The sequence below is a fragment of the Shimia sp. R9_3 genome, assembly GCF_017743755.1.
GTDB lineage: Bacteria > Pseudomonadota > Alphaproteobacteria > Rhodobacterales > Rhodobacteraceae > Shimia.
The window spans coordinates 578,187-602,487 of the sequence record NZ_JAGHRP010000001.1 but is presented as its reverse complement, the minus strand read 5'-3'; the positions used below and the strand labels follow the sequence as shown (position 1 = coordinate 602,487).

The window sequence follows — 24,301 nt, the reverse complement described above, 5'->3', positions numbered from 1 at the left end:
GCCAGAAAAGACGACTTTGCGCCATATCAAAGACTCACGCCCTTCGTATGCGCATTCTTCTGACAACACGTTAGGAGACGCAAAATGCTTGAAATTTCAGCCTGGAAAGTGGCGCAAGTGGTTCTGATGTCGCGCGAGCTTGATCGCGCCGAAGGAGAATTGCGCGCTTTTATCGACCGTTTGAACGAAGACGAACAGGCCAGCCTTGTGGCGGTGATGTGGATCGGCCGGGACAGTTTTTCCGCCGAAGATCTCGAAGAGGCCATCATGACCGCCAAGAGCGAAAAGACCGTGCCAACCGCAGATTACCTGCTCGGCTCGCCACATGTGTCCGATCACTTGGAAAACGGCATGGAAGAGCTCGGCCTCTCGCTCAGCGCAGAAGAAGACGATCTGATCCGGCGCGGCTGATCACACCGACGCTTGCGGCTTCAACCAGGCCTCCAGATAAGTTTCCAACCGCGCCCGAGGTGCGGTTGCACTGTGCAGCGCACAAAACACCAGTGACACCGCCTGAATGGCAAAGGCCTGAACTCCCTCTGCCTGTAGCTCCACGGAGATATCTTTGCGAAACGGACGGTCCCTGAGCCAGTGCGCCACAACTTCCGCATGGCGGCCAAATGTTCTGGCAATCGCGCCAATCTCACTGTTGGCCGCCGCACCGGAGTGGCGCAGGATCACATCAAACACATAGCGTTCACAGCTCATGAACGCGGTCAGCGGCATAAGCGCATCCACCATCTCGGCAATCGAATTGGGCGGCGCAAGTGCTTCCAGCTGATCCAGATGCCGGTCAATCTCCGCGCCGATCAACTGATCCATCAAGGCGTCTTTGTCTTTGAAATGCGCAAAAAACGTGCCCTTGGCCACGCCGGCGCGCAGCACCACCTCCTCCACCCGCATGGCCTCATAGCCCCCCTCTGAAATGATATCAGTTGCCGCCGCCAACAGCTTGGCGCGGGTTTTCAGGGTGCGGGATTGGACAGCTCTGCTCATGCGGCTTTCTGGCACGAAAACTGACTAGGGTCAAATTTTAATTGACCGCAGTCAGTTTTGCACACATAAATATGACCACGGTCAATATTGAGGAGAATCACCATGACCCGGAAACGTATTTTCATATTGAACGGCCACCCGGCCAAAGCCTCGCTGACAGGCGCCGTGGCACAATCCTACGCAACCGCCGCTAAAACCGCCGGCCACGAGGTGCGCCTCACCAACCTGCATGATCTGGAGTTTGATCCGGATTACGGCTTTGGCGGCTATGTGAACCAAAAGCCGCTGGAGGCGGATCTGGAAACCCTCCTGCAAGACATCGAATGGGCCGAACATGTGGTGGTGGCCACGCCGATGTGGTGGGGCGGGCTGCCTGCCAAACTCAAAGGGGTGTTTGACCGCGCCTTCCTGCCGGGCCGCACCTTCGATACGCGCAACACCACAAAACTCGGCCTGCCCGCCCCCCTGCTCACCGGCCGCACCGGCCGCGTGCTCCTGCTCTCGGACACGCCGGGCTGGTTCTTCCGCCTGTTTTATCGCAACGCCTTGATTGTGCAGATCCAGCAGCAGATTCTGGAGTTTGTCGGCATCAAACCGGTCAAAGTCACGCAATTCACCGGCGCCAGCCACCCCAAGGCCGGTGTCGCAGACAAATGGATCAAACGCGCTGCCAAAATCGGCGCAAAGGCGGCCTGACCGCACAAAGCAAACGGGCCTGAGAGTGCTCCCCTCAGGCCCGCCGCAATCTCAATCAGACAGCATCACGCCGTGTGATCGACGACTTCCATATGCTGCGCCAAATTGCCGATGTGGCCTAGCCAGCTCTCAAACAGCGCAGGCTCTGACGGCGCTGCATGCACGCCCGGCGCAATGGCCCCCTCCAGAACAGACTCAATCGCCAGCGACACCGGAATAGACACAAGCCGCGCCATAGCCGTGCCGCGTTCATCACCCCAGGCATCCATCGCATAGGTCTTGTGATAAACCTCCGCGCCGTCTTTCTCCGCCTTCAGCCCCACACAAAGGATCACCCGATCAGGCTCCCCTTCGTCATAGGCATTCTCGGCCCAGAACTGATCGGACATCTCTTTCAGACGCGCATCGCCTTCCGGCCCGCTCAGGGTCTCGATCTCGCGGAATACATCGCCCCAGGCCTCCGCCCAGCCATTCAAGCGCAGCGTGCCGCGCACAAACTCTTTCACATTCCAATCCGGATCAAACTTATAGTCTTCCATAAACGGAATGCTGTCGCGGTTCGGATACACCTCAAAGCTCTCCGGAGTCGCCAGCGGCGCCTCATAGCTCGAAATCGCATCCCACGGGCGGTTCACATCAAACGGCTGCCCATCGCGGATCGAGCGGGACGGTGAACGCAGCGCCTTCAGCACACCCAGCGGCGACCAGCTGAATTTATAGCGAAACGGGTTGGCATGTTTGGGCACACCACCACAGTAGCTGATAAAGCTCAGGGTGTTGTCGGCATCAAACGCCTCAGAACCGCGGTAGTCCGCCACCAGCGCATGCGCCATCAGGTGGTCAATCCCCGGATCGAGCCCCACCTCATTCACACAGGCCACACCAGCCGCCTTGGCCTTGGCGTCCAGCGCTCTCATCTCCGGCGCAGTATAAGACGAACTCACAAAATGCGCGTCTTTAGAAATGCACAGCTCCGCCAGCGGCACATGCCAGTCGCCTGGCAACATGGACACCACCACATCGCCTTTGGCCAGCACGGCGCCAAGTGCCTCGATGTCAAACGCGCGGATATCCTGGGTCAGATCGCCCACCGCCTCCTGCGCTTTTTCCACCGTCCGGTTCCAAACAGTCACCTCACGCCCTGCGTCTATCAGACGGCGCAGGCCGGGAATGGCCGACAGGCCGGTGCCACACCAATGAATGGTCATCTCTTTTCTCCCCTCAAAGGTCTTTTCTTCACAAATCTTTGGAATGCGTGATGAAATCAGCTTCCGCGCGGGTCCACACGCCACCGCCCAGATCATCCAATGTCATCAAGGTCTCAAGCAGCTGCGCCGCGTAATCTTCTGAGCTTTCCACCGGCAGCATGGAGGGCAGATTGTCAATCGCCATCACATCCAGCACCGGCTCCTGCGCCACACGCAGCGCAGGAGCCTCCCAAGTCGTGGCCCGATCATAGACCGGTACAGGGTTGTAATCACTGTCTGGATCACAGGCCACATCGCCAATCGCTGTGAGCTGCCGCGCCGCGCCCAGGGCATCCTGCGGCACAAACACAGGGGTGCCGGGCCGCGCAAAAATACAGTTCAGAAACAGATCATGCGCCAGAATTTCCGGAAACGGCCCACCGGAGGCGGTCTCCGCCATATCCCATTTGGTCACCGCACAGCCCATCGCCGTGAGCAGATCCGCCGCCCCGGTGCCCACACGGCCCAGCGCGCCGATCACAATCGCAGAGGGGCGCGCCGCTTCCAGCGCATCCAGCTCCGCGCCAAGATCTGCCAGCAACGCCTCTTTGCCGCCATAAACCCCAACCGGCCCGCAAACCTCGCCCCGCTGCTGTGCGGCCCAGCTTTTCAGCGTGACAGCGGCACCCGCATACCCCGCCCAATAGCCAAAGGCGGCCACGCGGCGTCCGGTCTCATCCACCAGATATTCAAGGTCATACAAAGTGCCGCCACCAGCCTTAAAGCGTTTGAGCAACGCAACACCAGAGTGCTGTCCTTTGAAAGCATGGCCAAACATGATGTGGCGATGCGGCAAAGGCGTGCCGTCTTCTGGCAACTCTTTAAGGCCGAAGATAATGGCGTCCTTGGGGGCCTCAGGCCAGCTGTTCTCCGCAGCAATTTCGCAGCCTGCGGCTTTGTAACCCTCAATTCCGATTGCACGAACTGAGCTTTCCTCGACAGTCACACGGATGCCTTTGTCGATCAGAGCTTTTGCCCCGTCCGGCGTCAGCCCGACCCGTTCCTCATTCGGCCGTTGCTCGGCCCGTACCCAAAGATGTGTCATCTCGGCTCCCCTGATAGTCGCGTTTCCATAGATCAGCCCACTGCGGCAATGACAAGAGGCAGGCCAGATCCCGCAATTTCCGGGTGGCGGTGGCGGTGACCACATGGCACAACGGAGCCAAGCAAAAAGAGGACCACGCGATGGGTTTTGGCAAAGGATGTCACCTGCATCTGATCGACGGATCGGCTTTTATTTTTCGTGCCTATCACGCCTTGCCGCCGCTCACGCGCAAATCAGACGGCCTGCCAATTGGCGCGGTCTCCGGTTTCTGCAACATGTTGCAGCGCTACATTGAGGACAATTCCGGCCCAGATGCACCGACCCACGTCGCGGTGATCTTTGACTATTCCGGCAAAAGCTTCCGCAATGATCTCTATGATCAGTACAAAGCCAGCCGCCCCCCCGCGCCCGAAGATCTGGTGCCACAGTTCCCGCTGACCCGTGATGCCACCCGCGCCTTCAACATCGCCTGCAAAGAGATCGAAGGCTTTGAAGCTGACGACATCATCGCCACCTTGGCCTGTCAGGCCCGCGACGCCGGTGGGCGCTGCACCATCATCAGCTCTGACAAAGACCTGATGCAGCTGGTGGGGGATGGCGTTGAAATGCTCGACGCCATGAAAAACAAACGCATCGACCGCGACGGCGTGCATGAGAAATTCGGCGTTGGGCCAGAGCGGGTGGTGGATGTGCAGGCACTGGCGGGCGACAGTGTCGACAACGTCCCCGGCGCGCCTGGCATTGGCATCAAAACCGCCGCTCTGTTGATCAATGAATATGGCTCACTGGAAGAGCTGCTGGACCGCGCCGAAGAGATCAAACAGCCCAAACGCCGCCAGACCCTGATCGAGAAACGCGACCAGATCGAACTGTCCAAAAAGCTCGTGCAACTAGATTGCGACATCGCACTTGATTTCACACTCGATGATCTGGAAGTGCAGGATGCCGAGCCTGAAACGCTGCTGGGCTTCCTTGCTGATATGGAGCTGCGCACCCTTCTGAAACGCGCGGCAGACAAGCTCGGCGTCGAAGCGCCTGTTTTGCCGGAACCTACAGCATCGGGGACCGCTACTGTCGAAGACAGCGCCGAAGATGTGCCGTTTGACGCCGAAAAATACGAATGGGTCCGTGATCGAGAAGCACTGGATCGCTGGATCGCAGCGGTTATGAAACGCGGCTATGTCGCTGTGGACACGGAAACAAACTCGCTCAATGAGATGGTCGCGGAGCTTGCTGGCATCTGCCTTTCCGTTGAGCCGGGCGAGGCCTGCTACATCCCTGTGGGCCACAAAAAGGGGGCCACCGATGATCTCTTTGGTGGCGATGAGCCGCAAGAGGGGCAAATGCCTATCAATGAGGTGCTCGACGCATTGAAACCGGTGCTGGAAGACGCCTCTGTGCTGAAAATCTTCCAGAACGCCAAATACGACTGCAAGGTTTTCGCCAACTACAACATCGCAGTCGCCCCGATTGATGACACCATGCTGCTCAGCTACGCTCTGCACGCAGGCGAGCACAACCACGGTATGGATGCACTGAGTGAGCGCTACCTCAGCCATCAGCCGATCCCGATCAAATCCCTGCTTGGCACCGGCAAAAGCGCGACCACCTTTGACAAGGTCGCGATTGAAGATGCCGTCAAATATGCCGCCGAGGATGCCGACATCACGCTGCGCCTGTGGAAACTCTTCAAGCCCAAGCTGCACCAGCGACAAGTCACAAGTGTATACGAGACGCTGGAGCGTCCTTTGGTGCCTGTGCTTGCACAAATGGAGCGGCACGGCGTGAAAGTGGATCACGACACGCTAAGCCGCATGTCCAATGCGTTTGCTCAGAAGATGGCTGGACTTGAGGCCGAAATCCATGAGCTCGCAGGGCGCAGCTTCAACGTTGGTAGCCCAAAACAGCTCGGTGAGATCCTGTTTGATGAAATGGAATTGCCCGGCGGCAAGAAGGGTAAAACCGGTGCTTATGCAACCGGGGCTGACGTGCTTGAAGATCTTGCTACGGAACACGCTATGCCGGGCCTTGTGCTCGATTGGCGCCAGCTCAGCAAGTTGAAGTCGACCTACACCGACGCACTTCAGGAACATATCAACGCGGACACAGGTCGTGTGCACACCTCTTATGTACAGACCGGAGCCAACACCGGTCGTCTCGCTTCCTCCGATCCTAACTTGCAGAATATTCCCATCCGCACCGAGGAAGGCCGCCGCATCCGCGAGGCCTTTGTCGCCGAAGAAGGCAAGACACTGATCTCGCTCGACTACTCTCAGGTGGAGCTGCGCCTCCTCGCGCATATCGCGAACATCGATGCGCTCAAAACAGCCTTCCGCGAGGGTCTCGACATTCACGCCATGACCGCGTCGGAGGTCTTTGGCGTGCCGATGGAAGAGATGACCAGCGAGGTGCGTAGCCGCGCCAAGGCCATTAACTTTGGCGTCATTTACGGCATCTCAGGCTTCGGCCTGGCTCGTAATCTGCGCATCCCGCGTGGCGAGGCACAGGATTTCATAAACCGGTATTTTGAACGCTTCCCTGGTATTCGCACCTATATGGATGAGACTAAAGAGTTTGCCAAAACTCATGGCTATGTGCAGACCTTATTTGGACGCAAAATCCACACACCTGAAATCAACGCAAAAGGCCCGCGTGCGAGCTTTGCCTATCGCGCTGCGATCAATGCGCCGATCCAAGGTACTGCCGCCGATATCATACGTCGTGCGATGATCCGTATGCCCGCCGCGATCCAAGGCTTGCCAGCCAAAATGCTGCTGCAAGTGCATGACGAACTTATCTTTGAAGTGGACGATAGCGCGGTTGACGAAACCATTGCTGTGGCACGTGAGGTCATGCAAAACGCGACCGAACCCGCAATCAAACTGGATGTGCCGCTCATCGTAGATGCGGGGCGGGGAACCAATTGGGCTGAGGCGCATTAAGCGCCCTTGCTCTGCCATTCTTCTAAACCGGCCTCTTTCAGGCGAGCCAATCCAAGCCCTGCTCGGTGCGTTTGAGAGGATTATATTCAGCACTCACAGTGCCCTGAAACCCGCTTGCGTCCAGCATCTCGAAGAACGCGGGATAATCAAAGTGCTTGTTTTTGAGCGGCTCGTGACGATCCGGCAATCCACCTATCTGAATGTGCTTCACGCGCCCCTTGTGCTTCTCCCAGCAAGCCAGCGCGTCACCGTGGATACGATGAGCGTGGTAGGTATCGAATTGAAGCGCCAAGTTGGGGGCATTCACTTCGTCCAAGATCTCTGCCGCAAGGTCAAAATCATTTAAGAAGTAGCCCGGCATATCGACGTCGTTGATCGGCTCGATCGTCAGCTGTTGGCTGGGGGCGAAGGCGCAGGCCCATTTCAGGTTCTCAACAAAAGTCTCGCGCGCGAGAGCTCCGCTCGCCGCCCCCGCCATAATATGCACCACATCTGCCTGAAGCACCTCCGCATATCGCAGAGTTCGGCGAAAATCGCGCTGGAAACGTTCAGACAGGCCAGGGACAGCGGCGAACCCTCGTTCTCCACCGGTATAGTTGGGCGGAGGGCAGTTGATCAGCGCCAGTGAGAGCCCGTTACGCACCAACTCGCGACGCGTTTCCGGCGCAGGGACATCATAAGGAAACAGCACCTCTACACGGTCAAACCCAGCCTCGGCAGCGGCTTCATACCGCTCAAGCTCCGGAAACTCGGTGAACAGCATCGTCAGATTGGCGGCAAATTTCGGCATGTTTTCCTCCTGCTGACGCGGAGTATTCCAGCTTTCAGGCCAATCAAACAGTCTGAATTTAAGCGCTTTTTAGCGGTATCGGCAGGATATTGCCTTAGCTCAATGCGCTTGAAGGCAAGAAGGGAAAAAACACGCCAGACGACATGACCCCAAACTGGCTTTCTCCATCCACTTCCTGATGCTCTGCTAACTCAATAAGACGATAAAACGCCTTACGTGTTATCCGAGCCTCCAAGTTAGCCCGCACGGTTACGTATGGGCTTGGTTCCGCGCTCTCCGGGTCGATCTCAACCCGGATCGGGTTGTCCGGACCAGCAAACACTTTGTCGCCGACGTGGGTTTCAAATGTGAGTGTCTGATCGGCACCGCTACCACTGGCTTCAAAATCTTCGGCCACAAAAGGCACGTCTTCTACAGTGATGCCGACTTTTTCGACAGGCGTGACCAGCAAATAGCTGTCACCATCTTTGCGCAAGATGTTTGAAAAAAGCCGGACCATGGCTGGTCGATTGATTGGGCTGCCCTGATAGTACCAAGTGCCGTCGCGCGCGATACGCATATCAAGATCCCCACAATGAGGTGGGTTCCACAGATGCACAGGCGCTGGGCCACGTCCTTTGGCGGCGGCATTGGCTGAGCTGGCGATGGTGTCTGCAGTTACTTTCACAGGAAATTGTCCCCTCATTGGTTTTGCCATTTCATCTGAGCGCGCTACTGTCAACGTAAGCAGTACACAGATACGGGAGAGTCAGCATGGCAGATGAGAGCGATCTTGTCGCAGAAATCGAAACTCTGGGCACCAAGCTGGCTGCGGCAAGAGAGGCGATCACGCGACGCTTTATCGGACAAGAACGTGTGGTCGACCTCACGCTTTCCGCCCTGCTTTGCGGGGGGCACGCGCTTTTGATCGGCCTGCCGGGCTTGGGAAAAACACGGCTGGTAGATACGCTCTCCACGGTGATGGGGCTCAATGGCAACCGTGTGCAATTCACGCCGGATTTGATGCCAGCAGACATCTTGGGCTCGGAAGTTCTGGAAAAAGCAAAAGGCGGGGCGCGCACCTTCCGATTCGTACCCGGGCCAATTTTCTGCCAGCTGCTGATGGCCGATGAAATCAACCGCGCAAGCCCACGCACACAATCTGCTCTTTTGCAGGCGATGCAGGAGAAGCAGGTCACAGTTGCTGGCGAAGACCGCCCCCTCGATGCGCCGTTTCACGTGCTCGCCACCCAAAACCCCATTGAGCAGGAAGGCACCTACCCGCTTCCCGAAGCGCAGCTCGACCGCTTTCTGGTACAAATCGATGTGCCGTATCCTGATCGCGACACAGAGCGCGACATCCTTCTGGCCACCACGGGTGTGGAAGAGGACGAAGCGCATGAAGTCTTTACGGCTCAGGAGCTGATTGATGCTCAGACTCTGTTGCGGCGCATGCCCGTCGGAGAAAGCGTGATGGAGCTGATCCTCGATCTCGTTCGTGCCTGCCGTCCCGATGATGAGACAGCCGCCGAGGCTGTGCGTGAAAGCGTTGCTTGGGGGCCGGGTCCGCGCGCCGCGCAGGCACTGATGATGACGGTTCGTGCGCAAGCTTTATTACAGGGTCGCCTTGCACCAAATGCCCAAGACGTGATCGACATGGCCGCGCCTGTGCTCAGCCACCGCATGGCATTGACCTTCACGGCACGTGCCCGCGGCGAGTCCCTTGCCGATCTTATCGCGCAAACAGTCACCCGATTTGACAGCGTGGGAGCAGCCGCGTGAATGCAGCCCCCCATCTGCGCAGCCGCGCCGAAGCGGAAGCGGCCCGCCTGCCTCCCCTCCTTGCACAGGCGGATCATTTGGCAGGCACCGTGCTGTTGGGGGAACACGGCCGACGCCGCTCTGGCATGGGGGATGATTTCTGGCAGTACCGTCCCGTGCAGCCCGGCGACAGCCTACGCATGATCGACTGGCGGCGTTCCGCAAAATCAGACGCGCAATTTGTACGCCAGCGCGAATGGCAGGTGGCACAATCTATCATGATGTGGATCGACACCGCCCCATCGATGCAATTCGCCAGCGATCCTGCCCTCCCGAACAAAGCAGATCGCGCACGTCTTTTGGCGCTTGCCTTGGCGATCTTGCTGATCCGTAGCGGGGAACGGGTCGGCCTTACCGGCACCGATCTGCCGCCCCGCCGCGGCGAAGCACAGATCCTGCGATTGGCCGAAATGTTTCTGCGTGACGATCTTGAAGGAGAACTGCCCGACTATGGCACGCCAGAAGCCCGCGCCATGCTTCCCCACGCTCGGGCCGTATTTGTTTCCGACTTCATGGGAGACTTTGACGCTATGGCAGCGGCGCTGGCCAAGGCTTCGGATCGTGGCGTGCGCGGCGTGTGCTTGCAAATTCTCGATCCGGCGGAAGAGAGTTTTCCATATCGCGGCCGTGCGATTTTTGAGAGCATGGGCGGCGGTCTCACACATGACACCAAGAAAGCGGATGATCTGAAAGGTCGTTATTTGGAACGCCTCGCCGAACGTCAGGCAGCGCTGAAGGATCTCTGCCGTGTCACCGGCTGGCTCTATGGCTATCACACAACGCAGCACTCCGCACAGTCTGCCCTGCTTTGGGCACATCGTGCCCTGGAGAAACGCGCATGATCGGCGGACTCTCCATCGGATTTGCAACGCCTTGGCTTTTGGCATCATTGATCGCCCTACCAGTCCTTTGGCTGATCTTGCGCGCTATTCCACCAGCCCCAATCAAGCGCCGCTTTCCAGGCGTTGTCCTGCTTTTGGGCCTCGCTGATGAAGACACCGTCACAGACCGAACGCCATGGTGGCTCCTTCTTTTGCGTACCCTTGCCGTAGCCGCTCTTATCATTGGCCTCGCTGGCCCCGCTCTAAACCCTCAGCCCAAAGAGGCAGGCAAAGGCCCGCTTCTGATTTTGATGGATGCAAGCTGGGCCTCATCCCCGGATTGGGACGCGCGCCGTGAAATGGTGGCGGCCCTTTTGGATGAAGCTGCGCGCAATGGCCGCGTCGCAAGCGTTCAGCGGCTCACAATGCCGGAGCAGGTCCGTTTCCTACAGGCAGATGCCCTGCAAAGTCGCCTCGCAGGCGTCATGCCAATGGCATGGGCTCCTGATAAATACCGCATGGAGGAGTTTTCTGCCGACCTGACCACAACGCTCGGCGATCAGAGTTTCGACACGGTCTGGCTCTCGGATGGAATTGAACGCGAAGGCCGCAAGGAGTTGTTGGAAACACTGCAACAGCGTGGGTCTGTTCGCATCATTCAGACTGGCCTTGCGGTAACCGGTCTCCTGCCTGCAGCCTATGATGACGGGCGCTTGGTCCTCAATGCTATCCGCAGTCAAGCCGGCCCTGCGCGCGAAGTGACCGCCCAAGTTATTGGGACAGATCCAAGTGGCACCGAACGCGTTCTGGCCGCTCTGCCACTCACTTTTGAGCTCGGCTCCACCGAAGCTGAGAACGCCATCGTATTGCCGTCAGAACTGCGCGCGCGCGTGACGCGGTTTGAATTGTCCGGCGTCCGCTCTGCAGGGGCCGTTGCCTTGAGCGACGACAGCTTGCGCCGCCGTGAAATTGCGCTGATTGCAGGACGCGAAGATCGCGAAGGCCTGCAACTGCTTTCACCCTTACACTACCTGCGCCAAGCTTTGGTTCCGACAGCGGATGTCATTGAAGGTGCGCTGTCAGATATCCTCCCAGCTAACCCTGACGTTATTGTCATGGCAGATGTGGCAGTTCTGTCTGACGGGGAAAGTGAAGCAGTGCTGAACTGGGTCAACGACGGCGGCCTTTTGCTGCGCTTTGCCGGCCCGCGCCTTGCGGCCAGTGAAATCAGCCGAACAGAAGAGGATCCACTGTTGCCTGTCCGCTTGCGCGCAGGAGGCCGCAGCGTCGGAGGCTCTATGAGCTGGGGCGAGCCAAAATCGCTCGCGCCTTTCGATCAGGACAGCCCGTTCTTTGGACTTGAAGTGCCAGATGAAGTCACCGTGACCGCCCAAGTCATGGCGCAACCCGATCCGACGCTTGCAGACCGTGTCATTGCAAGCTTGAGCGACGGCACACCTCTGGTCACGCGCAAAGCTGTCGGAGAGGGACAAGTTGTCTTGATGCATGTCACTGCCAATGCCGAATGGTCAGGGCTGCCGCTTTCCGGTTTGTTTGTTCAGATGTTAGATCGCCTCGCAGTGCTCAGTGCTGTGGGCACGGATGCGGAGACCCGGCTTGCAGGCACGACATGGCAACCCCTGAAGGTCCTGGACGGCTTTGGCCGATTGGAAGACGCCCAGACGCTCCCCGGCGTCAGTGGAGAAGCGTTGTCTGAGAGACAAATTGGGCCTGACCTGCGCCCAGGCCTCTATCGAGATGGAGATAAAATTCTTGCACTGCCGGTATTGCCCACCGACGCAAGCTTGGCGCCTGCGATTTGGCCTGCGTCCGTCCCTGTAGAAGGGCTACGCGGTGCGGTGACTCGCGACCTTGCAGGGTTCTTCCTTTCAGCGGCACTTATCATTCTCGCAATCGACGTCCTGGCTTCGCTGTTGGTTTCTGGACGGCTTTGGGGCGCACGTGCTGCAGCGAGCCTCGTTGGCCTGCTATGCGTCTCGCCAGAGGTCTACGCGCAAGACGAGCTCCCACCACCCGCCCAGGCCATTGACAGCTATGAGGTTGTTCTGGGCCATGTCCGTACGGGCAATGTAGATGTGGATGATATTGCTCTGGCAGGGCTGCGTGGGCTTGGGAATGTGCTGTATTTCCGCACCTCCATCGAACCGGCGGAACCAACCACGGTTGATCTGGAAACCGATGAGCTGGCGTTTTATCCGTTTCTCTATTGGCCCATCACGTCAGATCAACCCATCCCCTCGCGTGAAGCCTATGCAAAACTCAATGCATATCTGCGGTCTGGTGGTATGATCCTGTTTGATACGCGTGATGCAGATGTCGCGCGTTTTGGCACTTCCAGCCCGGAAGGCCGCATGTTGCAACGCCTGGCCGCGGGCCTCGACATCCCTCCGCTAGACCCACTGCCCGAAGACCATGTTTTGACCCGGACATTCTATCTGTTGCAGGATTTCCCGGGCCGCTACATGAACCGCGATGTTTGGGTAGAAGCGGCACCGCCGGATGCGGAGAAAATTGAAGGCATGCCCTTTCGTAACCTGAACGACGGGGTGACGCCGGTCGTTATCGGCGGCAACGATTGGGCTGCTGCTTGGGCGGTTGATACCCGTGGCAACACACTCTTCCCCGTTGGAAGAGGCCGAGCCGGAGAACGCCAACGAGAGCTATCATATCGCTTCGGAATCAATCTGATAATGCACGTGCTCACCGGCAATTATAAGAGCGATCAGGTCCATGTGCCTGCGTTGCTGGATCGGTTGGGACAATGACGCGAGGCGCCGTATGACCGGAACAATGGTGTTTGACCCCATCATCCCAATTTGGCTTCTGGCCGCGTTGTCTTTGCTTTGTGGCGTTGCCGTTTCGTTTGCGCTTTGGCGGGGACTGAATGGGTGGGGCTGGCGCGGCCTAGCTGGTATTGTCGTGCTCGGTGCTTTGGCTGGCCCCGTCTGGCAAACAGAAAACCGCGCTCCATTGAGCGACATCGTTCTGATGTTGGTTGATCAATCCGCCAGCCAACGCCTCTCAGTTCGCGCAGCACAAACCGACGCCGCGGCGCAGGCGCTGCAATCCCGCCTTGAGGCACGCTCAAACACCGAAGTGCGCCGCATTCCCATTCGAGATACCAACGGAGACGGTGGCACCGAAATGATGGCCGCGCTCTCTGAAGCCCTTGCGCAAGAACCGCAGGGGCGGATTGCCGGGATCGTTGCTCTAAGTGACGGCCAAATACATGACATGCCCCTGGCGCCGGAACTGCCAGCACCTTTCCATCTTTTGTTATCTGGGCAGTCAGAGGACTGGGATCGAAGACTGATCGTGCGCAACGCGCCAGCCTTCGCGATACTGGGGGAGCCCGTCACCCTCACGCTTCGTATCGAAGATAGCGGGGCAGCGCCTCAAAATGTTGACCGCGTTCCTTTGGACATCTCGGTGGATGGTGGGGAATCTGAACGCTTCATGGTGCCCATTGATCGTGACATCGAGCTGCCTGTCACGCTGCCTCATGGTGGGCGCAATGTTATCCAGTTCACCGTCCCTGTCACGGATGGGGAGCTGACAGACCGCAACAATGCTGCGCTCGTGCAAATCAACGGCGTTCGGGATCGGCTGCGGGTGTTGCTGGTTTCCGGCGAGCCGCACCCAGGAGGGCGCACCTGGCGGAATCTTCTGAAATCAGATGCCTCCGTAGACCTTGTGCATTTTACAATTCTGCGGCCTCCGGAAAAACAGGACGGTGTGCCAGTCAGCGAGCTTTCCCTGATCGCTTTCCCCACACGCGAGCTGTTCCTCGAGAAGGTCGAAGACTTCGATCTCATCATCTTTGATCGCTACCAACGTCGGGGCATTCTGCCTTCGCTTTATCTTGAAAACGTCGCGCAATATGTGCGCAACGGCGGCGCTGTCCTTGTCGCCGCAGGCCCAGACTATGCCAGCGCCGACAGCATCTACCGATCCCCTTTGTCCGAGGTGTTGCCCGCCAGCCCAACGGCCCGCGTGGTTGAAGAAGCTTTTAGAGCCGAAATCAGCGAATTGGGGCAACGTCACCCCGTAACAACCGGCTTGCCAATGGAAGGCGACTGGGGCCGATGGCTTCGGCAGGTGGAGGTCACGCCGGACGAAGGCGATGTCTTGATGACCGGATCCGACAACCGCCCCCTTCTGGTTCTGAACCGTGTGGGTGAGGGGCGCGTCGCGCTCCTAGCTTCAGATCATGCGTGGCTCTGGGCGCGCGGATTTGAAGGCGGCGGGCCGCAGCTAGAGCTTTTGCGCCGTTTGGCCCATTGGATGATGGGCGAGCCAGAGCTTGAAGAAGAGACGCTTTGGGCAGAACCCACGGGGCAAAACCTGCGCATCATCCGCCGAAGCCTATCTGAAGAAGTCGGTGAGGTCACAATCACCACCCCTTCTGGTGACATCGAAACTCTTTCGATGAGCGAAGTTAGCCCAGGTCAATTTGAAACGCGCTTTGAGGGTGCGGAAATTGGCCTCTACCGACTGAGCCAAGATGACAAGGAAACTGTTGTCGGCCTCGGACCTGCCGCCCCGCGCGAGTTTGAGCAGACAATCGCCAGCGCGGAAATTTTGGCCCCACTTTTGGAAGCCACCCGAGGCGGAGTGCTGCGTTTGGAAGATGGCGTGCCGAGCGTGCGCAACGTGCGCGAAGGCCGACCAGCTGCCGGGCGCAACTGGATTGGCCTGACGCCGCGCGAGGCATATGAAACACTGGATGTGGCCCGAGCACCGCTCCTGCCAGCATGGCTGGTCCTGCTTCTGGCCTCAGGCTTCATACTGACCGGTTGGCTGCGAGAGGGGCGTAGCTAGGCGCGTTTGCGGCCAGCCTTACGAAGTTTACGACGCAAAACAGACAGCAGACCGGCCTCGCGCTTACGCGCTTCTTGCTCCGTGTAATAGCGCAGCAACAAAGGAAGGCTCAGCGGATCTTCTTCAGGCTCAGGAAAGGCGCGGGGCGCGCTCACCTCAACGCCCAAGGAATGCTGCCCCTTGGTGTAGACCTGCACGCTTTTGAAAGACTGCGGCGTTTCGGTGATAGCTCCAGCCGCCTCCCGCGTATCGATTTCATCCATAGCGCTTTCAATATTGTCAAATTCCACACCCGCCAGATCGTTGATGTCAAATCGCCACCAACGTAGATGTAGCAGCCGCTCAATCACGTCACGATCAAACCTGAACCGCAGGTGCGCCGCCGGCAGCCCCGCGACGATCGCGTATGGCGGTACGTCTTTGGTGACAAAAGCATTGCCCGACACGATCGCGCCATGCCCGATTTTCACGCCCCGCCGAATGGTGGCCCCAGCGCCAATCCAAACATCATGGCCAATGCTCACACATCCTTTGGCAGCATTGTTATTCGTTTCGGTACGCGCCACACGCCGCCGTTTGGTCGCTTCTTTTTCCGGGGGATAAAATTTGAACTGCTCAAAGGTATATTGGCTCGGTGATGTCGATAACCAGTTGGTCGGATGCTCCCCTTCGCCAATCGTCACGCCAGGCCCAACACTACAATAACGCCCTATCCGATCCACATAACGCACGATCCCGGTGCGCAGATAGGAATACATCCCTATTTCGAGGTTCTGATAGTAGAACATTGGGGCATTGTTGAGTTGGCTTGGCGCTTCAAACCGCACCTGCAGGTGTTTTCCTCGTGTATCAATACCCTGCGTCACGCGCAGACCTTGCTGCGACAGCTCCCCAAACGGGCGTAGCTCAGAAGATTTTACGTTCGACACTTTTCGGGTCTCTCACCATGGGATCTCTTCTTTATCCACCACCGCGGTTAAGGATCTATTTACCGCGATTGAATTCGAATTGCGTCACCAATCGCGTAAGAACAATTGAAAGGCAAAAACAGGTTCCTTCACCCTCTGCACCACGGTAAAACGCGGTGATTGAGGCCAACAAACCCTGTGGAGCAAGAAGAGCATGGCACCCAAGCCCGTTGTTTTGTGCATTTTGGACGGCTGGGGCCTGTCTGAGCAAACTGAAGCCAACGCGCCCTATTTGGCCAATACCCCAAATTTTGACGCTATGCTGGCCGATGGTCCGCATGCCAAGCTGATCACACATGGACCAGACGTAGGGTTGCCGGGCGGGCAGATGGGCAATTCCGAGGTGGGTCATACCAACATTGGCGCCGGCCGAGTTGTGGCGATGGATCTCGGCCAGATCGACCTTGCCATCGAGGATGGCTCTTTCTTTCAGAATGGTGCGCTGCAATCGTTTATCGCCAAGCTAAAAGAAACCGGCGGCACGGCACACCTTATGGGCGTTGTCTCCGACGGAGGGGTTCACGGACACATCACGCATGTATTGGCAGCAATGAAAGCCATCACCACTGCGGGTGTGCCCGTGATACTGCATGCCATAACAGACGGACGCGACGTGGCACCCAAATCTGCTCTGGGATATTTCAACACATTGTTGTCCGAAATGCCCGAAGGCGCACAGATTGGCACCGTTACAGGCCGCTACTACGCGATGGACCGAGACAACCGCTGGGAGCGCGTCTCGCAAGCCTATAAAGCGTGGACTTCGGGCATCGCTGTGCACAGTGCAGCTGACGCCAAAGCCGCCATCGACGACGCATATGCGCGTGATGAAAGCGATGAATTCATCGCAGCTACGGTGATTGGTGACTACGCAGGAGCAAAAGACGGTGATGGCTTCTTCTGCCTGAACTTCCGCGCCGACCGCGCCCGCGAAATTCTTGCCGCGCTGGCGCAACCGGACTTCTCCGATTTCGACGTGACCGCTCGCCCCACTTGGTCGGCGGTGCTGGGTATGGTCGACTATTCCGAATCCCATAACGCCTACATGACCACCGCATATCCAAAGCAGGAAATCGTCAACACGCTTGGCGAATGGGTGGCCAAACACGGTAAAACCCAATTCCGTCTGGCTGAAACTGAAAAGTACCCCCATGTGACATTCTTCCTAAATGGCGGAGAAGAAACACCTTCTAAGGGCGAAGACCGTTTCATGCCGAAATCGCCCAAAGTCGCCACCTACGACCTGCAGCCTGAAATGAGTGCGGAGGAGGTCACGGAGAAGTTCGTTGCTGCGATCGAGCATGGCTACGATCTGATCGTTACCAATTTCGCGAACCCAGATATGGTCGGCCATACTGGAAGCCTTGAAGCTGCTATCGCGGCCTGTGAAGCCGTCGACCAAGGGCTTGGCAAGGTGCGCGCCGCGCTGGAAGCAGCCGGCGGTACAATGATCGTCACAGCCGATCACGGGAACTGCGAAGCTATGGTCGATCCTGAAACCGGCGGTCCGCACACAGCCCACACTACCAACTTGGTGCCTGTGGTGCTCGTGAACGGGCCGGAAGGCGCCGTGATGCGCGATGGGCGCCTGGCTGACCTTGCTCCAACCCTGTTGCAACTGATGACACTGGAACAACCTGTCGAGATGACCGGGGAGAGCCTGATCTCTTGAGACACCCCAGCATCTTTGCGGCTGCACTTGGCTTGTGGCTCACCACAACAACAGCGCTGGCAGAAACCAATCCCTCTGAAGCTGCACGAGAAGCAGCGACGCAGCTGGAAGAAGCCTCGGTCGCGCTCGCACAAGCCAAATCCAGCCGCGATCGCGTAAAATCTCTGACCAAGGTCGTTCACGCCTATGAGACCGGCCTAACAGCCTTGCGCGCAGGGCTGCGGCGCGCGTCCATCCGCGAAGCACAGCTCTCCAAACAGCTCAAAGCGCAAGAGACAGAGATCGCCAGCTTGCTGGGTGTCTTGCAATCCATGAATTCAGGCCCGGCGCCAGTGGTGCTTGTCCATCCAGGTGGCCCGATGGGCACCGCCCGATCAGGCATGATCATCGCAGAAGTGACACCTGCTCTTGAGGCCAAAGCGGCGCAAGTGCGTCGCGATCTGGAAGAAGTCACCATTCTGCGCAGCTTGCAGGAGGGAGCAGCTGAAACGCTTCAGAACGGATTGACCGGTGCCCAAGACGCCCGCACGGCTCTCAGCAAGGCGATTGCGGATCGCAAGGACCCGCCACTGCGTTTCGTTGAGGATCCGGTGCAAACCGCTTTGCTGATAGCCTCTACAGAAACCCTAGAAGGCTTTGCCAGCGCGCTCGTTGACCTTCAGATAGAAGGCCTGGAAGACATCACACTGCCGGATGTGAACGACCGTAAAGGCCAGCTCGCACTCCCCGTGGCGTCAACCGTGCTGCGCCGCGCAGGGGAAGCAGACGCAGCTGGCATCCGCCGCCCCGGGCTTGTGCTGGCAACCCGCCCAAGCGCTCTGGTCGTCACACCAACACCAGCGACGATCCGCTATCGCGGGCCGCTTTTGGATTTCGGAAACGTGATGATCCTTGAGCCGCAGCCCGGCGTACTCTTTATATTCGCAGGCCTTGAGCAGGTCTTTGGAGATGTTGGGCAAGTCCTATCGGAGGGCGCTCCAGTGGGGCTGATGGGGGGAAACGGGCTGGAAACCGGTGCAATTCTCTCACAGTCTGGTGATGGCTCTGGCAATGCCCGACCAGAAACGCTCTATATAGAGGTCAGAGAGGGCAAATCGCCCGTGGACCCGGAAACCTGGTTCCAAACGAATGAGGATGGATAAGCAATGAAGAAATTCGTCGCCGCCGCAGCAGGAGGCATCGTGGCGGGGCTTTTGGTCACCACTCAGGTGGCCGGGCCGCTCCTTGCGCAAGAAAGCGAGCGCAAGACCAACGTCTATGAACAGCTGGACCTGTTTGGCGACATCTTTGAACGCATTCGCATTCAATATGTTGAAGAAGTGGACGAGGGTGACCTGATCGAAGCCGCAATCAACGGCATGCTGACGTCGCTCGACCCCCACTCCAGCTACCTCTCTCCGGATGATGCCAGCGACATGCGCGTGCAAACACGCGGTGAATTTGGTGGGCTGGGCATCGAGGTCACGCAGGAGGAGGGCTTTGTAAAAGTCGTCTCTCCGATTGACGATACGCCTGCGGCCTCCGCCGGCATCGAAGCAGGTGACTTTATCACCCATGTGGACGGGGAAAGCGTTCTAGGCCTAAACCTTGATGAGGCGGTCGAACGTATGCGCGGCCCGGTGGGCAGCGAGATCGTGATCACAGTGGTGCGAGAGGGCGAACCCGAACCGTTTGACGTCACCATCATCCGTGACACCATCAAGCTCACCGCCGTACGTTCCCGCACCGAGGGTGATAGCGTTGTTCTGCGTGTGACCACGTTTAATGACCAAACCACTCCGAACCTTGAAAGTGGCTTTGCCAAACAAGTTGAAGAACTTGGTGGCATGGAAAACATCAACGGCATCGTGCTGGATCTGCGTAACAACCCAGGCGGCTTGCTGACCCAGGCGATCAGCGTGTCTGACAGCTTCCTTGAAAAGGGTGAGATCGTCTCGACCCGCGGCCGTAATCCGCAAGATGGAGAGCGCTACAACGCGACACCCGGCGATCTGGCTGAAGGTAAACCGATTGTCGTGCTGATCAACGGTGGCTCTGCATCTGCATCAGAAATTGTGGCTGGCGCCCTTCAGGACCATCGCCGCGCAATTGTTGTTGGCACCAAGAGCTTTGGCAAAGGTTCTGTGCAGACTGTGATGCCGCTGCGAGGTGATGGCGCGATGCGTCTCACGACCGCGCGCTATTACACGCCGTCTGGCCGCTCCATCCAAGCCCTCGGCGTCAGCCCGGACATCGTTGTGGAACAGCCGCGACGTGCGCCGGAGGCAGAGGATGAAGAGGAAACCAACCGCAATATCCGCAGCGAAGCGGATCTGCGTGGCAGCCTCAACAACGACAGCCTGACTGAGGACGAACGTCGCCAGATCGAAGAAGATCGCGAGAAAGCCGAAGCCGCGGCCAAGCTGCGCGAAGAGGACTATCAGCTCGCCTATGCGCTCGATATCCTCAAAGGCCTCTCAGCCCTCGGTCCAACCGAGTAATCGGGTCCATAGAAAACGCGAAAGGGCGCTGATCATATCAGCGCCCTTTATGTTTTAAGAGCACAGCAGGCTTTACTCAGCTGCCCACTGAGGTTCTTGATTTTCTTCCCAATCCTCTTCGTCTGCGGACAGTTCCGAAAAATTGGACACAGCAAAGTGCGACATGAGGCCGGAGAGCCTTTCTGCATTCTGGCTCAAAAGTTGGCCCGCAGCGCTTGTTTCTTCGACCATCACAGCATTTTGCTGCGTCACTTGATCCAGCTGAGACACTGATTTGTTGGCCTCTGACAATCCGTTCGCCTGAGACGCCGAGGATTCCGCAATATGACCAACGAGCCCTGAGATATGGCTCACGCGGTCAGAAATACTGCGCAGGGCTTCGCCTGTTTTGGCGACCAAATCCACTCCGTGCTCGACCTGTTGCGTGCTCTTGGAAATCAGGTCTTTGATTTCGCTCGCTGAATCCGTTGTACGATGCGACAGGCTGCGCACTTCAGATGCAACAACGGCAAAGCCACGTCCGGCATCTCCGGCGCGTGCAGCCTCAACCCCTGCATTCAATGCCAGAAGATTGGTTTGGAATGCGATGTCGTCGATCACGCCAATGATCTGCGCAATCTGTGCGGAGCTGGTTTCGATATCCTGCATCGCCAAGACGGCATCTTCGACCACCTTACGGCTTTCCGCAGTTTCATCGCGGGCGTTCTCAGTCGTGATGGCCGCATCCTGTGAGCCACTCGCAGCGGATTGCACGCTGTTGGTCAACGCTTCGATAGAAGATGCTGTTTCCTCAAGCGTCGCCGCCTGACTTTCGGTGCGATATGCCAAATCGTTGGAGGCCTGACTGATCTCAGCGGAGCCGTTGCGGATAGACTCTGCCACGCTGACCACTTCCTGAACGGTTTCATTCAGCGTTTCAGCAGTGGTGTTGAAATCGTCTTTCAACTTGGCATAGCCCGCAGTCAACTCTGCTTCGATACGATAGCTCAGATCACCATCGGCCAGTTTCGCCAAGCCGGTGCCAATCGCATCCACCGCCGCCATCTGCTCGGCACGATTCTTTTCACGCTCCGCTTCGGCAACCCGCGTATTTTCTTCTTTCTCGACAAGACCGTCACGGAAAACCTTTAGCGCATTGGCAATTCGTGCAATCTCATCACTCGCCCGCTCAAACCCCTCGACAGGGCTCATATCCCCTTGAGACAGGCGCTCGGTGGTTTTGCTGATCGCATTCAACGGACGGCTGATCAACACGTAGCTGAGCAGAAGTGCAACACCGACCAACCCAAGCGCTGCCCAGCCCATGAGCATGAGGTGTTCTTTGACCTGCGATGCATCGGCAGCGAGCGCTTTGGCCTGAGTGGTTATGGTGCCTTGGCTTTCCAAACCACGCATGGAGGCCTGACCCGCAATCTTGAGCACAGCATCCACCGTTTCGTTGGCCGCTTCGGTCGCTGAACCATCTGCTTCAATGGAGGCGATACGGAACGAGGCAAGCCCCAGCCCAGGCTCTGCAATTGCGGTGATTTGGTCGATCATCTCAGCGATACGCCCATCTCCAAAATCCCGATAAGACACCAATTTCTGAGCGGCCGCAGACATAGCCTTTTCTTCGCGCATCGCAGCATCAACTGTATGGGCGGTCACAACTTTCAGAGCGTCACTCTGGAAAACGCCAAGCGCGGAATTGATCTCCAGCAGCGCATTCATAAATGCCACTTCGTTATCAAGAAGCCCTTGAATGGCTTCTCGGTTCCCGGTCGCTGCATCGTCAGCCGCGATTGTCAGCTCAAATAGCATATCGTCCACGGCGCTCACAAGAATGGCGTCCGCACGCTGGCGAATAGCCAATACCTCATCGCGTGGTACACCTCGGCCAATCAGGCCTGCTGAAATCGCTTTGAGCAATCCGGCAGAGACTTCCTGCAAAGAGTCAGCAACCGGCGCACCAGCTTCAAAACCCTCCAGAGTGGTAAGCGCTTCTTTCAAACGGTTATGCGACGAGATTCCAAGGTCCGACAGTATCGAGCGCATCGAGCGATCTTTGGACGTAGACATCGCCAAAGACACACCCGTCAAAAAATTGATCTCAGCGCGCGTGTCCAATAGTGCCTGTAGCGTTGCAAAGCGTGTGTCGACCAAATCAAGCAATGTGGCATCAATTGAGGTCATCGTATCCTCGCCCTGCACCACAATGTCAAAATAGGCGTCGTCAGCAATTTCCAGCAATGCACCGGTTAAGGCGGCTCCTGCAGCCTGCAGGTCCGCAATCATTGCATTGGATTGGGCTGTGCTTTCAAAGGCTGTTGTGCGGGCTGATATCGAAGTACGTAACGTATTACGCACTTGTTTCAGATCGGCCTCAAATTCGGCTTTCACTTCTTCCGGCAGGCTATCTACGGCAGACGTAAGCTCCGCGCTCGAAGCGCGCACCTTTTGCGAAGCGGCTTCCAGCTCTTCAGCATTATTGGCCACCAACACAGCGATCATCGCATCTTTCGTGTTGTTGGCCGACATAATCAGAGCGTTGCTTTGCGCCAGCTTTGGAAGATCACTCTCCGTCATCTGGCGCACACTTTGATCAACACGATCAAAGGATTGATAATTCACATAGCCAGCACCAAAAGCGACAGCCATGAGCGTAAGCAATAGGAAGGTGATTTTACCGCGTATGCTCGACAGGACATTCAGTCGGCGTAGAATCTGAGACGCTCGTGAGCGGAGCATGGTCGTACCTCTAGATAATCTTTTGGCGAAGTGCCCCGCCAAAACAGACGGGGCAATTTGGCATTTTCACGAACTTGCGTTTTAAGAACCGCCTGCAGCGACAATAGGTGTAAAGCTCCCATCAGCAGCGATACGGGTTAGGAAGACGTCGTCCATGCCCTGATTGTCGCCCGCGCCGAAATTCATGGTCACACCACCTAGATCGACAGCTTCAAGTCCTGCCATCGCCGCCAGAAAACTTTCGCGTGTCAAAGATTTGCCAGCTGCATTCAGCCCTTCGATTGCCAGACGTCCGACCATGTAGCCTTCCAGTGTCACAAAACCTGGTTTCTCTTCTGCATCCAATGCTGCCAGTGCTTCAGTGTACTGTGCAACGACAGGGATGGAGGCATCCCAAGGAAACGGCACCACCTGGCTGATAATCACGCCCTCACCATCTGCACCCAATTCATTGGCCAACGCCGATGAGCCCACAAATGAAATATTCACGAACTCCGCATCGATCTTCATCTTCCGCGCCAACTTGATAAATTCGGCGACCGGCTTGAAAGCTCCAACCATCACCACGGCATCTGGCTTGGCCTTGCGGATCGACAGAAGCGCCTTTTTCACGGCAACTGTGTTACGGGTATAGGTGCCCTCTGCCGCAAGGCTCATACTGCGTTTTTCAAGCGCAGCATTCACACCTGCCAACCCCACACGGCCAAAACCATCGTCTTGATAGAGGATCGCGATGTTTTTAAGCCCTTGCTGGTCAACCAGGTATTCGATCCACGCTTCTGTTTCGGCGGCATAGGTTGCGCGCACATTGAATATATTGCCATGGCTCGCGTCGCGCAAAAATCCTGCGCCTGTGAACGGGCCAATGAAAGGCATGTTGGCTTCCGTGGCGATCGGTTGTGTCGCTGAGGATGTTGGCGTGCCAACGGGGCCAATCAAGCCAATATGATTGTTCCCCTCCACGACAGATTTGACCAAAGTCGCAGAACGATCCGGCTCATAGCCATCATCCATGCTTTCCAGTTTCAACATGCGACCATGCACGCCGCCCGCAGCATTCGCCTCCTCAAAAGCTGCCAGGATGCCAAGGCGCATACCTGTGCCAAGTGCGGCAGCTGGCCCGTCCAACGCGGCAACCTGTGCAAAGGTCACGCTTGTATCGGTTATGCCTTGCTCTGCATTGGCAAACATAGGCAAAGCGGCAATTGTGGCTGCCGCGAGCATCGTGTTTCTGAAAAACATGTAAAGATCTCCGGTTCGCTGATCTTCACAGTC

General features: G+C 57.5%; 18 protein-coding genes. 10 read left to right on the top strand and 8 right to left on the bottom strand.

Annotated features, from left to right (window positions below; genetic code table 11):
- Positions 1-84 precede the first annotated feature (84 nt).
- A complete protein-coding gene (locus J7412_RS02730) occupies positions 85-411 on the top strand; it encodes a DUF3775 domain-containing protein (RefSeq protein ID WP_209076823.1) in 327 nt (108 codons plus the stop codon).
- Here the strand turns inward: J7412_RS02730 and J7412_RS02725 are convergent, their stop codons facing one another.
- A complete protein-coding gene (locus J7412_RS02725) occupies positions 412-996 on the bottom strand; it encodes a TetR/AcrR family transcriptional regulator (RefSeq protein WP_209076819.1) in 585 nt (194 codons plus the stop codon). It lies immediately after the preceding gene.
- Positions 997-1,098: 102 nt separating this feature from the next.
- Here J7412_RS02725 and J7412_RS02720 point away from each other — a divergent pair, with 102 nt between their 5' ends.
- A complete protein-coding gene (locus J7412_RS02720) occupies positions 1,099-1,692 on the top strand; it encodes an NAD(P)H-dependent oxidoreductase (RefSeq protein WP_209076816.1) in 594 nt (197 codons plus the stop codon).
- Positions 1,693-1,757: 65 nt separating this feature from the next.
- On the opposite strand, the gene J7412_RS02715 is transcribed toward J7412_RS02720, so the two are convergent.
- Both J7412_RS02715 and J7412_RS02710 read right to left on the bottom strand, forming a co-directional pair.
- Positions 1,758-2,900 carry a saccharopine dehydrogenase C-terminal domain-containing protein gene (locus tag J7412_RS02715; protein ID WP_209076813.1) on the bottom strand — a complete coding sequence of 381 codons (1,143 nt, stop codon included), beginning with the start codon at positions 2,898-2,900 and terminating at the stop codon, positions 1,758-1,760.
- Positions 2,901-2,928: 28 nt separating this feature from the next.
- A complete protein-coding gene (locus J7412_RS02710; RefSeq protein WP_209076810.1) occupies positions 2,929-3,984 on the bottom strand; it encodes a saccharopine dehydrogenase in 1,056 nt (351 codons plus the stop codon).
- A 140-nt stretch (positions 3,985-4,124) separates the two neighbouring features.
- On the opposite strand from J7412_RS02710, the gene polA reads away from it, so the two are divergent.
- Positions 4,125-6,926, top strand: coding sequence for a DNA polymerase I (polA, locus tag J7412_RS02705; protein WP_209076807.1), 2,802 nt, complete (start codon positions 4,125-4,127; stop codon positions 6,924-6,926).
- 37 nt (positions 6,927-6,963) lie between these two features.
- Here polA and J7412_RS02700 read toward each other — a convergent pair whose 3' ends face one another.
- Positions 6,964-7,716 carry a TIM barrel protein gene (locus J7412_RS02700; protein ID WP_209076804.1) on the bottom strand — a complete coding sequence of 251 codons (753 nt, stop codon included), beginning with the start codon at positions 7,714-7,716 and terminating at the stop codon, positions 6,964-6,966.
- A 94-nt stretch (positions 7,717-7,810) separates the two neighbouring features.
- Positions 7,811-8,413, bottom strand: coding sequence for a DUF1285 domain-containing protein (locus J7412_RS02695; protein WP_209076801.1), 603 nt, complete (start codon positions 8,411-8,413; stop codon positions 7,811-7,813).
- 56 nt (positions 8,414-8,469) lie between these two features.
- Between J7412_RS02695 and J7412_RS02690 the strand changes: the two genes are divergently transcribed.
- Genes J7412_RS02690 through J7412_RS02675 form a run of 4 tightly spaced genes read left to right on the top strand, consistent with a single transcriptional unit; the run spans position 8,470 to position 15,179 of the window.
- Positions 8,470-9,477: a MoxR family ATPase gene (locus J7412_RS02690; RefSeq protein ID WP_209076797.1), complete on the top strand. Its 1,008-nt coding sequence runs from the start codon at positions 8,470-8,472 to the stop codon at positions 9,475-9,477.
- Positions 9,474-10,358 carry a DUF58 domain-containing protein gene (locus tag J7412_RS02685; protein ID WP_209076794.1) on the top strand — a complete coding sequence of 295 codons (885 nt, stop codon included), beginning with the start codon at positions 9,474-9,476 and terminating at the stop codon, positions 10,356-10,358. The genes J7412_RS02690 and J7412_RS02685 overlap by 4 nt, the downstream gene beginning before the upstream one ends.
- Positions 10,355-13,123 carry a DUF4159 domain-containing protein gene (locus J7412_RS02680; protein ID WP_209076791.1) on the top strand — a complete coding sequence of 923 codons (2,769 nt, stop codon included), beginning with the start codon at positions 10,355-10,357 and terminating at the stop codon, positions 13,121-13,123. The genes J7412_RS02685 and J7412_RS02680 overlap by 4 nt, the downstream gene beginning before the upstream one ends.
- A gap of 13 nt (positions 13,124-13,136) precedes the next feature.
- Positions 13,137-15,179 carry a glutamine amidotransferase gene (locus J7412_RS02675; RefSeq protein WP_209076788.1) on the top strand — a complete coding sequence of 681 codons (2,043 nt, stop codon included), beginning with the start codon at positions 13,137-13,139 and terminating at the stop codon, positions 15,177-15,179.
- Here J7412_RS02675 and J7412_RS22000 read toward each other — a convergent pair.
- A complete protein-coding gene (locus J7412_RS22000) occupies positions 15,176-16,108 on the bottom strand; it encodes a CatB-related O-acetyltransferase (protein ID WP_348540454.1) in 933 nt (310 codons plus the stop codon). The two genes, J7412_RS02675 and J7412_RS22000, sit on opposite strands and share 4 nt — an antisense overlap.
- Positions 16,109-16,301: 193 nt before the next feature.
- Between J7412_RS22000 and gpmI the strand changes: the two genes are divergently transcribed.
- The 3 genes from gpmI to J7412_RS02655 are packed head-to-tail and all read left to right on the top strand — an operon-like array spanning position 16,302 to position 20,299.
- A complete protein-coding gene (gene gpmI, locus J7412_RS02665) occupies positions 16,302-17,819 on the top strand; it encodes a 2,3-bisphosphoglycerate-independent phosphoglycerate mutase (protein WP_209076784.1) in 1,518 nt (505 codons plus the stop codon).
- On the top strand, positions 17,816-18,961 hold the full coding sequence (locus J7412_RS02660) for a peptidoglycan DD-metalloendopeptidase family protein (RefSeq protein ID WP_209076781.1): 1,146 nt from the start codon (positions 17,816-17,818) through the stop codon (positions 18,959-18,961). The genes gpmI and J7412_RS02660 overlap by 4 nt, the downstream gene beginning before the upstream one ends.
- A 3-nt stretch (positions 18,962-18,964) precedes the next feature.
- Positions 18,965-20,299 carry a S41 family peptidase gene (locus J7412_RS02655; protein ID WP_209076778.1) on the top strand — a complete coding sequence of 445 codons (1,335 nt, stop codon included), beginning with the start codon at positions 18,965-18,967 and terminating at the stop codon, positions 20,297-20,299.
- 72 nt (positions 20,300-20,371) lie between these two features.
- Here the strand turns inward: J7412_RS02655 and J7412_RS02650 are convergent, their stop codons facing one another.
- Positions 20,372-23,026 carry a methyl-accepting chemotaxis protein gene (locus J7412_RS02650; protein ID WP_209076775.1) on the bottom strand — a complete coding sequence of 885 codons (2,655 nt, stop codon included), beginning with the start codon at positions 23,024-23,026 and terminating at the stop codon, positions 20,372-20,374.
- 81 nt (positions 23,027-23,107) lie between these two features.
- On the bottom strand, positions 23,108-24,268 hold the full coding sequence (locus J7412_RS02645) for an ABC transporter substrate-binding protein (protein ID WP_209076772.1): 1,161 nt from the start codon (positions 24,266-24,268) through the stop codon (positions 23,108-23,110).
- Between the last annotated feature and the right edge of the window lie 33 nt (positions 24,269-24,301).